Source organism: Zymomonas mobilis, from assembly GCF_006715975.1.
Taxonomy (GTDB): Bacteria; Pseudomonadota; Alphaproteobacteria; order Sphingomonadales; family Sphingomonadaceae; genus Zymomonas; species Zymomonas mobilis_B.
In genome coordinates this window covers 1774245-1788303 of record NZ_VFOF01000001.1, presented here as the reverse complement: position 1 = coordinate 1788303, position 14059 = coordinate 1774245, and the positions used below count along the sequence as shown (strand labels likewise).

Here is a 14059-nt window from a genome sequence, read left to right as displayed (position 1 = left end):
AAAGTTATGTCTCCATCCCAGCAGATAGCGACCATTGCCGCGCGAGAGATTTTAACACGTTTACATGATGTTATGGCTTCGCGCTCCAATGCACAGTCAAAACTTGATCAGGTGGTGCAAATTATTAGCACTGCTTTATTAAGCGATGTCTGTTCTATCTATCTGCTGCGTGATGGGGTTCTCGAACTTTTTGCAACCTATGGCTTAAAACAAGAAGCCGTGCATGTCACAAGGCTAAGCTTGGGGCAGGGGCTGGTCGGTACCATTGCCCGTGACATGGCGATCTTGAATCTAAGCGAAGCCACCAGCCATCCCGATTTTGTGCATAACCCTGAAACAGGGGAAGAGCTTTTTCATAGCTTTGCCGGTGTCCCGATCGTCAGACGGGAACAGGCTGTTGGTGTTCTCGCTGTGCAATCAGCGGAATCTCGCCGCTTTGCCGATATCGAAGTCGAAGCCCTCCAAACCGTCGCCATGGTTTTGGCTGAACTTATTTTCAGCGCCGGCCTGATTGATGAAAACAGTCTCGCTGGAAGCGGTTCCAAAGACCAAGGCTCGTTACGGTATAATGGCTTAAAACTGGTCGAAGGTATGGGGCGGGGATATGCCGTCTTCCATCAGCCGCGCGTTACCATTGAATTTACTGTTGCCGAAGATGTCGAAGTAGAAAGGCAAAGGCTGAATGCTGCTTTTGCCCGTATGCGGGAACAAATCGAACGCATGGCTCAGGAAGCCGAATTTTTCGGTAATTCCAATGACCATCGTGAGGTGCTCGCTACCTACCGGATGTTCGCTTATGATGAAGGCTGGCGGCGGCGGATTGATGAAGCCATTGATAGCGGATTAACCGCAGAAGCGGCGATTGAACGTGTTCAGCAGCATAACCGGATGCGGATGCGAGAAATCGGTGATCCTATCTTAGCTGACCGCTTGCATGATCTAGAAGACCTTTCCAACCGTTTGCTGCGTCTGGTCTCGGGTCAATTGGGGACGGCTGCCCGACTGGGGCTTCATGACGATGCAATCTTGATTGCGCGCAATATGGGGCCTGCCGAATTGCTGGAATATGATCGGCGGCGGTTAAAAGGTATTGTCCTAGAAGAAGGCTCACTAACCTCTCATGTGACGATTGTTGCCAAAGCAATCGGTATTCCGGTGCTTGGTCGGGTCAAAGAAATTCACCAAGGCGTCAAAGAAGGCGACTTGCTGCTGGTTGATAGTAACCAAGGCGTTGTCTTTATTCGCCCGACCCCTGAAATCGAAGAAGCTTTTGCCACCCGTTTCGCTCTAAGTCGTAAAAGACGTGCCGAATTTGCAGCCATGCGCGATTTACCGGCTATCACGCGCGATAATCACCGTATCGAGCTCATGATCAATGCGGGCTTGCGGGATGATGTCGCCGCCTTGGATGCAACCGGTGCTGACGGTATTGGTCTTTTCAGAACCGAATTTGAATTTTTGGTTTCCTCGACATTGCCTCGGCGCGAAAGGCAGCTAAGACTTTATCGGGATGTGCTGGAAGCGGCGGGAGATCGTCCGGTTATCTTTCGGACGGTTGATATAGGCAATGATAAAACGCTGCCTTATATCAATAACAGCGATGAAACCGTCGAAGAAAACCCCGCCTTGGGGTGGCGTGCTATCCGTTTGGCCTTGGAAAGAAAAGCTCTCTTAAAGGTTCAGGCAAGGGCCTTGATAGAAGGTGCGGCTGGTCGTCCGCTTTACGTCATGTTCCCGATGATTGCAGAACCTTGGGAATATGAGCAGGCGCGCGCTATTTTTGAAAGCCAGAATAAATGGCTGATAAAGCATGACAAACCGCGCGCTAAAAAAATCTATTACGGCTCGATGCTGGAAGTGCCTTCTTTAGCTGAAACGCTGGATATCTTGCTACCCAAGCTTGATTTCCTGTCGATCGGTACCAACGACTTAATCCAGTTCTTCTTTGCCGCTGATCGTGCCTATCCTAAATTGGCCGAAAGATATGACTGGCTCTCACCAGCCTTGCTGCGTTTTCTCTCGCGGATTATCGATCAGGCCAATGCGGCTGGCTGCAAAATTGGTCTTTGCGGCGAAATGGGCGGGCGCACTCTGACCGCGATGGCCTTAATCGGGTTGGGCTTAAAGCGGCTCTCTATTACGCCGGTTGCCATCGGGCCCATCAAGGCGATGATCCGCTCTTTGGATCGTGACGCCTTCGCGCCTTTTATTCGCCAATTATTGGCAAGCGGAGCCAGCAATATCGGCGATCAGCTTGAAGCTTGGGCTAAAAAACATGGGGTTGTTATCAACTAATAACCGCTGCTTCCTCGCCGCTCTCTCTTTTTGCTTCCCGCTTTTATCCCTAAAATTATGCGCCTTTAGAATTCAGCAGACAGCCTTATTGGTCGATAGATTGATATATGGCTTTGGTAATTTCCTCTGGGTAGGCCCCATTCATGCCTTCAAAACCTGTGTTGGTGAGCGAAACGGCGGTTATTTCACGCGTGGGATCAATAAACCATCTGTGGCCATAAACGCCGCCCCATTGCATCGTGCCTTCAGATTGGCCGCTCCCCACTATTTTCGGATCGATGATAAGGGAGCCACCATATCCAAAGCCAAAACCCGGCTTATCCGTCGATATTTCTCGGCTGACATGATTGGTAAACATGCGCTCTCTTGTCGCCTGACTTAAAAAGCGGCTTTCTCCTGTGCGCAAGACTTCAAAGAAACGGATCAGGTCAGGCGCATTGCCTATCATGCCTGCGCCACCCGATGGGTAGGCACTTTTTTCTTCGGCTCTTCGCGGCGAAAAAAGAACACCACCGTAATTTTCAAGGGCACCCATCTTTTTCGGTATCGGTTTCGCATTGTAATAGGGAACTGCCAACTCGTCAGAATGGGCCCAGAAGCGACAACTTTGCAACCCAAGGGGTTTGGTTACGTAATCTTCTATAATCGCGGGCAGGGGGCGTTTACAGAGCTTTTCAAGCATAGCGCCGATGACATCTATCGCCAGAGAATACCCCCATCCTTTTCCGGGATGATAAAATAACGGCGCTTTTGCCAATTGGTGCATATTCTCTTCAAGGCTGCAAGTTGGCCTAAAATCAATGCCGTCCGATATATCTAAACGGTGATAAATAGAATCTTGCGGCAATAAAAAGCCGTAATTCAAACCGCTTTGATGGGTTAAAAGATGATGGAGCGTTATAACTGGCGCTTCTGACTGTCCTGCAACTTTAGGACGAAAATAAGGAAGCCAGCGGGTTACAGGGGTATCAAGCGAGATCTTACCTTCTTCCACCAATCGCAAAACGGCGGCGGTAACAAGGGGCTTGGTCACTGAAGAAAGGCGAAAAGAAGTCTCTATCGCCATTGCTTGTCGATTTTCTCTATCTTTCCAACCGGCAGCTTTTTGATAAACTACTCGCCCTTTATGGGCGATGATCAAAACACAGCCGACCAACCTTTGTTGGTCAAGGCTTTGTTGGATAATTTCGTCAAGCTTGCCGGATAGATTCGACGTCACAATGCCTTCTTTCTTGCTAAAGCTTTAATATCTAACAAGATAATAAAGCAAACATGAAAGAAAGGTAGGAAAATATACAATTATTTTCCCAAAAGAAGACGCATTTTTATTTTTGATATCTTCTCATAAGGCCCGTCAGGAATTTGCCTTTTGGCATCCTCTTCTATTACTTCCCCAAAAACGGGCCTAGATTTTTTATATCATCTGTTTTTTATTTTTTTGTTACAGATAATAATTATCCAAAGGTTTTGGTGCGGACACGCACAATGTTATGGCATGCAGAGATAAATAAGGTCTGACCTTTTTCACCAAAGCAGCAGTTTGAAAGTGGCTGACCTTTGTCGCCAGAGATAAGACCCAGACATTCGCCATCAGGTGCGAAAATATAAATACCGCCTGGAGCAGAAGCAAAAAGATTGCCCTGTTTGTCGATATTCATACCATCAGGCAAGCCCGGCAGACCCTGATCAAAGAATTCTTTGCGGAAATTGCGAAGCAATGTCCGGCTGGTTGGAAAACCATTGGCATCCAAAGAATAAGTCCAGATGTTCGGGCTCGTCCGATCAGAGTTCGAAACATAAAGCTTCGTTTCATCAGGGGACAGCGTCAAACCATTCGGACGGCTAAGACCGGCTTCGATCAAATCCAGCTGACCATTCGGTGAGAGACGGAATACACCGTTGTAATTCATCTCTTTGATATCTGATTCATCAAGATTCAGAAGACCGTAGGGCGGATCAGTGAAGTAAACAGCACCAGATTTCGAAATGACGAGATCATTCGGGCTGTTAAAGCGTTTGCCTTTATAATTATCGACAACAACGCTGCGCTGGCGCGTGACAGGATCAATTTTCATGATCGCACGGGTGCCACTATCAGCCACCCAGACTTTACCATCCGGGCCGACTTTCATGCCGTTTGATCCCGGTTCACGGAATTGTCCGGCCGGAATAGGTTCAGCATGGCCTGAGGGCTTCAGGAAGATGCTTACACCACCATTAGGCGTCCATTTGCGCATAATGTTGGCAGGCGGATCACTGAACAGCAGGAAATTGCCATTTTTGACCCATACAGGTCCTTCTGACCATTGAATATCCGATGCAATGACCTCAATTGGGGTAGAGACATCTAAGATAGCATCAAGGCGAGGTGAGAATTTGGTAATTTTACCGATTGTAGATCCGTTCATATCATTTTTTGCAGCCTGAGCTGACCCTGTAATGGAAGCGGTTGCTGTCATAGCGGCAATAGGCACCATAACAGCTGCGGAAAGGCATTCTCGACGAGACATACGACCAGTGGTCATTTTACGACTCCTGCAACTAACCGCATCTTTATTCAAAAAAGGTCATAAAAAGTCTTGTTATTTTTCTGAAAAATTAAAGAAAAATCACGATAGCTGGCGTCTCAAAAAATAAGTTTGAAAAAATAGTTCGTCGAGTTTATCAACAATAACCGATCTGACACTAAGGTAAACGTTGTCATAAGTAATTTTGTGATTCTTTCTGACATCAAAATCGCGGCCTAAGGCTGCTTGATCTTATTATCTGTCCAAATTTTTACGATATTTAATAATCTTCTGAAAAACCTCTTCAAACATGTCTGCCGTTAATCGTCTGGTATTCTGATTATATCGGGAACAATGATAGCTATCGATCAACTGCACATCCGGTGAAAGTTGATAAGCGACCCCATGTTTGAACGGCATAGATGATAAAGCGATGCCATAAGCCCGCAAAATAGTCTGATGGGCGATATGCCCCAAAGCGAGAATAACTTTCAGATTTGTGTAATCCGCCATAGCTGCCTGAAAGAAAGGACGGCATGTGGTCATTTCTTGTGTCGTTGGTTTGTTTTCAGGGGGCAGACAGCGGACAGAATTCAAAATAACCGCACCCTTTAATTGCAAACCATCTTCAATATCGGCTTTATATTCCCCTGTTGCCAATCCGTATTTCAACAGCGTCTCATAAAGTAGAATACCTGCAAAATCGCCCGTGAAAGGACGACCTGTACAGTTTGCACCTTTCATTCCAGGCGCTAAACCCACAATCGCAAGCCATGGATCGGCATCTCCAAAGGGGGGTACCGGACCATTAAACCAGTCGGGATGCAACTTTTGCAGGTCATGACGAAGGCTTGCCAATCTGGGGCAAAGGGGACAATCCCGATCGGGTGTTAATTTGGGTTTTGATATTTTGCTCTGTTCTTTGCCTTTTGGCTTTTGTGATGGCTTCTTTTTATAATTTATGGGCTGTCTATGGTTAGTCATGGCAATCCCATAGAATATTTTTATCAATTTAGGAACATTGTCACAGTAAAAACAATTTTTTAGATATGTGTAATGTAAAAGACATTTTTGTTTAAAATTTTTATTTAAGATATTTTAAATTATGTTAATTTTTAGTGTATTTTTTATTATTTTTAATTAAATAAAGATATATTTTTAAGTATAATTATTATTTGTTCGGGATGCTCATTGATGCTTTATGCTATCGCACTAGGTTCTAATCGTTGGCACGGACGCTATGGTCGTCCTTCTGCGGTAATCAAGGCTGCCATTGCTGCATTGAAAGAACAAAATATCGCTATCCATTCCCAAGCACCGATCTTTGAAACATCTGCGGTCGGTCCTGCCGGACGCCGTTTTGCCAATTCCGCGATTATTATTAAAACCGATTTGCAGCCGCTCGATTTATTGCAGCTTTGCAAAAAAATAGAACAGGATTTTGGACGCAAAAAAGGACGGCGGTGGGGCACCAGAGTCATCGATCTCGATATCGTCCTTTGGGAGAAGGGGCGGTGGCCTCAGAAAATTCAACCTCGAATCCGTTATAAACCTGCTTTGGCCGCGGGACAGCCTCCGGCGTTATGGCCAATGCTCCACATTCCCCATCTCGAGATCAGCCATCGCGATTTTGTGCTAAAACCTCTCGTTCAAATAGCCGGAAATTGGCAAGTTTTCCAAAAAAATGGATTTTTTACGGTAAAACAGCTATATTTTCGTTATAAGTGCTTGACCGCCAAGCAATAACCCCCTAGGGAAGCACTCCCAGACGGGGAGTTAATCTTCTGTCTTTCAAAATAAGTCTTTTTGAACATCTTTTGATGTTTGAAACCAAGACTTTAGGTTGGGTCCGTAGCTCAGTTGGTAGAGCAAGCGACTTTTAATCGAGAGGTCCCGGGTTCGAATCCCGGCGGACCCACCACCTCTCTCTTCTTCCTTAAAAATTTAAAAAGACCCTCTCTTTCGATAAGAGTCTTTTCTCCTTTTAAATTTTATCTCCCCTTATGCGGCGATGGCTACTTTAGCTAATCCACGCGAAAGCTGTAGCAATCCGTTCAGGCGACTTTTCGGATCAGGCCAGTTGCGTTGAATGACCAGCTTCTGATCCGGTCTCAATTTAGCCGTGCCTTTTAATTTCTGAATATAGGTCAGCAATCCTGAAACATTTGGGAAGTCATCATTGTGGAATGTGATGAGCGCGCCCCGTGGCCCAGCATCAAGGCGGCCAATATGCGCTTGGCGGCAATTCATCTTGATCTCTATCACTGCCAACAGATTTTTAGTTTCGCTGGGCAATGATCCGAATCGATCAATCATTTCTGCGGCAAAGGATTCAATCTCTTCACGGTTTTTAATCTGATTCATCCGACGATAAAGCGCCATTCTCAAACCAAGGTCAGGCACATAATCTTCTGGAATTAAAATCGGGGCATCAATCGTAATCTGCGGCGAAAACTCTTCGCGATCCTTCTCGTCTAATAGATCACCCGATTTTGCGACCAATATCGCATCTTCCAACATCGATTGATACAGTTCAAAACCGACTTCTTTGATATGACCCGATTGCTCATCACCCAAAAGATTACCTGCACCACGGATATCCAAATCATGGCTGGCAAGCTGAAATCCTGCCCCCAGAGAATCCAGCGTTGAAAGAATATGTAATCTTTTCTCTGCGGTTTCGCTGACAGCATGGTTGATCGGCGTCGTCAGATACGCATAGGCACGGGTCTTTGATCGTCCGACACGGCCTCTGATTTGATAGAGCTGTGACAAACCAAAACGGTCAGCGCGATAAACAATCATCGTATTGGCACTTGGAATATCCAAACCAGATTCAACGATCGTCGTCGAAAGCAGCACGTCGAATTGTCTGTCATAGAAGGCCGACATCCGGTTTTCGACTTCTGTCGCCGCCATTTGCCCATGGGCAACAACAAAACGGATTTCTGACACCTGTTCCGACAAGAATTTCTCAAGGTCAACTAAATCGGAAATCCTCGGGACTACTATAAAGCTTTGACCACCGCGATAATGCTCCCGTAGCAATGCTTCACGGATGGCCACAGGATCCCAAGGCATGACATAGCTTCGGACGGCTAATCGATCGACCGGCGGGGTCTGGATAACGGATAATTCACGCAATCCCGACATTGCCATTTGCAAGGTTCTTGGAATAGGTGTTGCTGTCAAAGTTAGCTGATGAACGTCATTCTTAAGCGCTTTCAGACGTTCTTTATGCACAACCCCGAAATGCTGCTCTTCATCGACGATCACTAATCCCAAACGGTTAAAATCAATCGTCTTCGATAAAATCGCATGGGTGCCAATAACAATATCAATCGTTCCATCGGCTAAACCTGCGCGACAGGCTTTGGCTTCTTTGGCAGGCACCAATCGGGAAAGCCGACCAATTTGAAGCGGGAAGCCTTCAAATCTTTCGACAAAATTGCTGTAATGTTGCCTTGCTAGCAATGTCGTCGGGCAGACCAAAGCTACCTGCAAACCCGCCATGGCTGTTACAAAAGCCGCGCGTAAGGAGACTTCCGTTTTTCCAAAGCCGACATCACCGCATATCAATCTGTCCATAGGTTTCCCTTTGGCCAAATCTTCGATCACATCGGCAATGGCATTCTCTTGATCTTCGGTTTCCTGATAGGGAAAACGATCGACAAAAACCGGATAGCTGGCCGGATCAGCGAGAGCGACAGGCGCTTGTCGTAACGCCCTTTGCGCCGCCGTTGCCATTAATTGACCAGCAATAGCGCGAATGCGCTCCTTCATTTTCGATTTTCTGGCCTGCCATGCGACACCACCCAGTTTATCTAAAACCGTGCTTTCAGAGGCATTGCCATAACGATTGAGCGTATCAATGTTCTCAACCGGAACATAAAGCTTATCGCCCCCTTGATAACTCAAAGATACGCAATCATGGGGCGCATTTCCGACGGGAATGGAAACCAGCCCTTCGTAACAGCCAATCCCGTGATCGTTATGAACGACAAGATCACCGATCGAAAGGGTCGCCAATTCAGCCATAAAGGCATCAGCTGATTTCCGCTTCTTGGCTTTTCTGACCAAACGGTCGCCCAGAATATCCTGTTCACTTAAAAGCGCGATATCCTGCGCAATAAAGCCATGATCAACTGGCAATAAAACCAAAGCGGCACCGGAAACTTGGGTGCGACCGCTATCGGCAGCGCCCAGCGCCTCTTGCCAGTCTTCGGCATGGACAGCTCTTTTTAATCCATGATCCTGTAATAGGCCGGTTAGCCTTTCCCGCGATCCTTTCGAATAGCAGGCAATAATAACCCGTTTCTTTTGGTTATTGAGGGCACCAATATAATCGACAACAGATTCATAAATATTTTCGCCCTGTTGCCGCTCTGGTGCAAAATCCCGTGGCAGGGTCGATCCCAGATCAACAACTTCGGGGGACGGGGGCAGATGGAAAGCCGTTACCTGATGTGACTTTGATTTCTGAAGCCAATCTTGCCAATCGGCATTTTCTAAATAAAGCTGTTCTGGCTTTAACGGGCGGTAACTACCCGATTCCTGACTTTGGGGATTTTGGCGATGGTTATAATAATCGGCAATAGATTCAAAATGCTGTTCGGCCGCTTTTAAACTGCCTTGTTCATAGAACACCGCATCTTCTTCAGACAGATGATCCCACAGAGTTACCAATTTTTCTTCAAATAAAGGTAACCAATGTTCCATTCCGGCTAATCTTCGGCCTTCCGATACCGCCTGATAAAGCGGGTCAGTCGTTGCCGTCGCGCCAAAAAGTTCACGATAATGGCTGCGGAATCGTTTGATATTGTCGGCATCCAGCAAGGTTTCTGATGCAGGCAAAAGATTGAATTTATCAATTTCGGCAATACTGCGTTGCGTTGCCGGATCAAATTGCCGTAGCGTTTCTATCTCGTCACCAAAAAAATCCAAACGCAAAGCATAAGGTAAACCGGCTGGCCATAAATCCACCAATCCACCACGGATGGCATAATCACCAGACTGTCCTACCGTCTCACTTTGCTGATAGCCATGCGCTCTTAGCAGCGAAACCAATCTGTCCCGATCAAGCCGAACACCGGCGGCCAAAGTTTGTCCAAGCTGCCTTAAACGAAACGGCGTCAAGCTGCGCTGTAAGGCCGCATCGACGGTGGTAACCAATAATTCTGGCGCTTGTGGGCGTTTTTGCAGATTAAATAAGGTCGCTATTCTGGCTGCAGATAAGGGTAAGGAAGGCGATGCCCGATCATAGGGCAAACAATCCCATGCCGGAAAAAACAATATATTCAGTTCAGGCGCAAAATAACCTGCCGTATCAATGATGGCACGTGCCGATTGTTCATCCGAAGCAATATAGACTAACCGGCCAGCCTTTTCCTTGCTGATCAAGGCTCGGGCAAGGTCTGCCAAGATCAATGGCTTAAAGCCATTTTCAACTCCGGACAGGGTAAGGGGTTTTTCCGCTTTCAATATCTGCGCCGGATCTACGAACATTATCTTCCTTCAGAATTTTAAACGGTGATATTCTTCTTCTGATGATCTGCAATGCGGTTTCATAAAAGTAAAGCCAGCCTTTGATTATATGACTGGCAGATAGAACCGATCCTCAAGATAAATACTATCTCACTGTTTTTACAGGTGACTATCGGAAAAAATTGGAACTAGACTGTTGAACTCTGGCTTTGACTGGCTATGCCATAGATTATGCGCCCAGATATTTTAAATCCGCTGTTTGCCGAAATAGAATCCTTGAAAGGGATCGGTTCGGCCTTGTCGAAACCGCTGAAAAAGCGTCACCTGACACGTCTCAAGGATTTGCTTTTCTATCTTCCAACCGGACAGATCAGACGCATTAAATCCGACCATGCCGATAAAAGAAATGTCGGTGCCTCTGTCGTGCTTACCCTGACGGCGCAAGAATATCGCTCTTCATCTGGTCGAGGGCCTTTCCGGATTATTGCTCAGGACAAATCCGGCGAACCTATCCAGCTTTTATGGTTTGGCAATCACAGCAATTGGGCAAGAAAATTGATGCCCATCGGTGAAACCCGTTTGGTCGCAGGCAAGCTCGATATTTACCAAGACCAGTTACAGATTGTGCATCCTTCGGAAATTGTGCCTTTAAGCGAAGAACATACGATTCCACTTGAAGAAACCCTTTACCCTTTATCCGAAGGGCTTACCCATCGACGCATGGGGCAGCTTATCCGGCAAGCATGGGAACGGGCGCCGGATTTACCCGAATGGATTGAACCCACCTTATTAAAGAAAAACCAATGGCCTTCATGGCGGCAAGCGATCGAAAGAATCCATCAGCATCCTGATGATCGGGCGGCCAAATTGCGCATAAGCTATGACGAGCTTTTTGCTAATCAGTTGGCGTTAAAGCTTATTCGGGCAGCTAATCGCAGAAAACGGGGATTCCCATTAAAGGGCGATGGCCATCTAAGGGATGCGCTGACTTTACCTTTTCAGCCAACTGGCGCGCAAAGACGCTCCCTCGCTGAAATTGAAGGCGATATGCAGCAATCCTCGCCGATGCTCCGGCTATTACAAGGCGATGTCGGGTCAGGAAAAACATGGGTCGCCCTGCACAGCCTTTTGATCGCAGCAGAAGCGGGGTATCAAAGTGCGTTATTGGCACCTACCGAAATTCTTGCCCGCCAGCATTTTGAAACACTCAGCCAGCAATTGGCTGGTCTGCCGGTGAATGTCGCTCTTTTAACCGGACGAGACAAAGGCAAATTGCGGGAGTCCACTCTAATGGGATTGGCTGACGGCTCTATCCATATTCTGGTTGGAACCCATGCCATTTTTCAAGAAAAGGTCAGCTATAAAAATCTCGGTTTAGCCGTCATTGATGAACAGCATCGCTTCGGGGTCGCGCAGCGAATGATGCTAACTGAAAAAGCTATCCATACGCCTCATCTCTTGGTCATGACAGCAACTCCGATCCCACGCAGCCTTATGCTCACGGCGCATGGTGAAATGGATGTCAGCCGTCTTGATGAAATGCCCCCCGGTCGTCAATCTGTCGAAACAAGGGTTATTTCCGGCCAAAGAATACCGGAAATAATAGCTTCTCTTGGACGCCATATTGAACAAGGCGGGCAATCCTATTGGGTTTGTCCGGCTGTTGGAGAGGCTGACACCGAAGAAGACTTTGCTCCAAACGCAATCGCGGCGGCGGAGCAGCGCTTCACTTTATTGCAACAGCATTTCGGCAATAAAGTCGGGCTGGTGCATGGCAAGATGAAATCCGCTGAAAAAGACAAGGTGATGGCTGATTTTGCCTCTGGCAAATTGTCTGTTCTCGTTGCCACCACGGTGATCGAAGTCGGGGTTAATGTTCCTAATGCGACTTTGATGATTATCGATCAGGCTGAACGCTTCGGCTTGGCACAGCTTCACCAATTAAGGGGGCGTGTAGGTCGAGGCAGTGATCGTTCAATCTGTATGTTATTACGCGGTGACGAGCTCGCCTCTGTGGCAAGGGAGCGATTAGCTCTCATTCGTGAATGTAATGACGGTTTTCGGCTCGCTGAGGAAGATCTGCGGTTGCGGGGCAGCGGTGAAATCTTAGGAACCAAGCAATCCGGTGAAAATAACTTCCAGATTGCTTCTTCTGAAGATATTTCGGAATTGCTGCCTATGGCGAATGATGATGCCCGCTTATTGGTCGATCGAGATGGCGGATTATCTGGCGACAGGGGGCAAGCTGCCCGAATAGCGCTTTATCTCTTTGAACGGGATGCCGGTGTTAGTTTCCTACGGTCAGGTTGAGAGCTCTGCCGTTAAAAAATGCGGGAAAGCTTTCCAAAGGTGATCCTTTAAACAGCCTTCCCGCCAAATTTCCTTAAGACTTATCCTGCCTGAATAACGCCATGAGCCTTTTTACCGGCGGAAATGCGGATATTCTCGCCAGAAACTTCGATTACCGCTTTTTCATCAAGAGCTTTCTCACCATTGATGCGGGCACCACCGCCACGAATCATCCGGCGGCCTTCGGCTTTCGATGAAACCAATCCTAAACCGACCAAGGCATCAATCAGGCTGATAGAAGATTCAGCAACCTTCATCACTGGCAATGCATCACCCGCCGAACCTTCTTCAAAGGTTTTCTTGGCGGTTGCTGCGGCTTCTTCTGCGGCCTTTTCACCATGAGCTAATTTCGTTGCCTCATTAGCCAAAATCTTTTTGGCTTCGTTGATTTCGCTGCCTTCCAAAGCCGCCAGCTTGGCAATTTCATCAAGCGGTAAATCGGTGAACAGCTTCAAAAAGCGTTCGACATCGGCATCATGGGTGTTCCGCCAAAACTGCCAATAATCATAAGGCGAGCACATATCGCCATTTAACCAAACAGCACCGCCAACGGTTTTACCCATTTTAACGCCATCAGCGGTGGTCATAAGCGGGCTGGTCAGACCAAAGACTTCTTTCCCGTCAATCCGTCGTGCCAGTTCGATACCGTTGACGATATTTCCCCATTGATCGGAACCGCCTAACTGCAAGCAGACATCAAAGCGGCGCGACAATTCAAGAAAGTCATAGGCTTGCAAGATCATGTAATTGAATTCGAGGAAGCTTAAGGATTGCTCCCGATCGAGTCGTAATTTCACGGAATCGAAACTCAACATCCGGTTTACCGAGAAATGCTGACCGACATCACGCAGGAAAGGAATATATTCTAAACGGTCAAGCCATTCGGCATTATCAACGATCACAGCATCCGTTGGACCATCGCCAAAATCCAAAAAATGCTCAAAGACACGCTTGATCGAAGCAATATTGGCCTTGATGGTGTCTTCATCCAACAATTTACGGGCTTCATCTTTAAAAGAAGGATCACCGATTTTTCCGGTGCCGCCCCCCATCAAAACAATCGGCTTATGGCCTGTCTGCTGCAATCTTCTCAACATCATGATCTGCAAAAGACTGCCGACATGCAAGGATGCTGCCGTTGGATCAAAGCCGATATAGGCGGCAATGACAGATTGCGAGGCCTTATCATCCAATGACTTGGCATCAGTGGCCTGATGAATATACCCTCGTGTTTCCAGTAAACGAAGAAAATCAGAACGAAATTGTGTCATAATGTGCCTATTACGAATAATCGCTGTAAAAACAGACAAGCCTCAGGAAATGCAGATTGCTGTTTAGGGGATTAAAGGATTAAAGTCGAATAAACAGCTTCCTATGGTTTTCAGCTTGTGAAGAAAAGATCAAAGGGCTGGAAAATAGAAATC

8 protein-coding genes and 1 tRNA gene are annotated in these 14059 nt (G+C 47.0%); 4 read left to right on the top strand and 5 right to left on the bottom strand.

The annotated features are described in order from the left end of the window. The first annotated feature begins 6 nt into the window (after positions 1-6). Positions 7-2295, top strand: coding sequence for a phosphoenolpyruvate--protein phosphotransferase (ptsP, locus tag FBY58_RS07775; protein WP_141920403.1), 2289 nt, complete (start codon positions 7-9; stop codon positions 2293-2295). Positions 2296-2380: 85 nt separating this feature from the next. Here the strand turns inward: ptsP and FBY58_RS07770 are convergent, their stop codons facing one another. From FBY58_RS07770 to FBY58_RS07760, 3 genes are all read right to left on the bottom strand, one after another. Further along, positions 2381-3514, bottom strand: a complete 1134-nt coding sequence (locus FBY58_RS07770) for a serine hydrolase (protein WP_141920402.1) — start codon at positions 3512-3514, stop codon at positions 2381-2383. Positions 3515-3749: 235 nt separating this feature from the next. Continuing rightward, positions 3750-4820, bottom strand: a complete 1071-nt coding sequence (gnl, locus tag FBY58_RS07765; protein ID WP_141920401.1) for a gluconolactonase — start codon at positions 4818-4820, stop codon at positions 3750-3752. Positions 4821-5057: 237 nt separating this feature from the next. Continuing rightward, positions 5058-5786: a uracil-DNA glycosylase gene (locus FBY58_RS07760; RefSeq protein WP_141920400.1), complete on the bottom strand. Its 729-nt coding sequence runs from the start codon at positions 5784-5786 to the stop codon at positions 5058-5060. Positions 5787-5996: 210 nt separating this feature from the next. Here FBY58_RS07760 and folK point away from each other — a divergent pair, with 210 nt between their 5' ends. Together folK and FBY58_RS07750 are read left to right on the top strand one after the other, a co-directional pair. Further along, positions 5997-6548, top strand: coding sequence for a 2-amino-4-hydroxy-6-hydroxymethyldihydropteridine diphosphokinase (gene folK, locus FBY58_RS07755; protein WP_141920399.1), 552 nt, complete (start codon positions 5997-5999; stop codon positions 6546-6548). 99 nt (positions 6549-6647) lie between these two features. Continuing rightward, positions 6648-6723, top strand: a tRNA-Lys gene (locus tag FBY58_RS07750). Positions 6724-6803: 80 nt separating this feature from the next. Here the strand turns inward: FBY58_RS07750 and mfd are convergent. Continuing rightward, entirely contained in the window at positions 6804-10307 is a 3504-nt protein-coding gene (gene mfd / locus FBY58_RS07745) for a transcription-repair coupling factor (RefSeq protein WP_141920398.1), read from the bottom strand. Between the two features lie 210 nt (positions 10308-10517). On the opposite strand from mfd, the gene recG reads away from it, so the two are divergent. Further along, complete coding sequence (gene recG, locus FBY58_RS07740; protein WP_141920397.1) at positions 10518-12596, top strand: ATP-dependent DNA helicase RecG; 2079 nt, start codon at positions 10518-10520, stop codon at positions 12594-12596. Between the two features lie 80 nt (positions 12597-12676). Here the strand turns inward: recG and tyrS are convergent, their stop codons facing one another. After that, entirely contained in the window at positions 12677-13906 is a 1230-nt protein-coding gene (tyrS, locus tag FBY58_RS07735; protein ID WP_141920396.1) for a tyrosine--tRNA ligase, read from the bottom strand. Positions 13907-14059 lie beyond the last annotated feature (153 nt).

Coding starts and splice junctions, on each gene's coding strand:
- FBY58_RS07760 (WP_141920400.1), bottom strand. CDS start 5,786: ATGACTAACCATAGACAGCCCATAAATTATAAAAAGAAGCCATCACAA.
- gnl (WP_141920401.1), bottom strand. CDS start 4,820: ATGACCACTGGTCGTATGTCTCGTCGAGAATGCCTTTCCGCAGCTGTT.
- ptsP (WP_141920403.1), top strand. CDS start 7: ATGTCTCCATCCCAGCAGATAGCGACCATTGCCGCGCGAGAGATTTTA.
- folK (WP_141920399.1), top strand. CDS start 5,997: ATGCTTTATGCTATCGCACTAGGTTCTAATCGTTGGCACGGACGCTAT.
- mfd (WP_141920398.1), bottom strand. CDS start 10,307: ATGTTCGTAGATCCGGCGCAGATATTGAAAGCGGAAAAACCCCTTACC.
- tyrS (WP_141920396.1), bottom strand. CDS start 13,906: ATGACACAATTTCGTTCTGATTTTCTTCGTTTACTGGAAACACGAGGG.
- recG (WP_141920397.1), top strand. CDS start 10,518: ATGCGCCCAGATATTTTAAATCCGCTGTTTGCCGAAATAGAATCCTTG.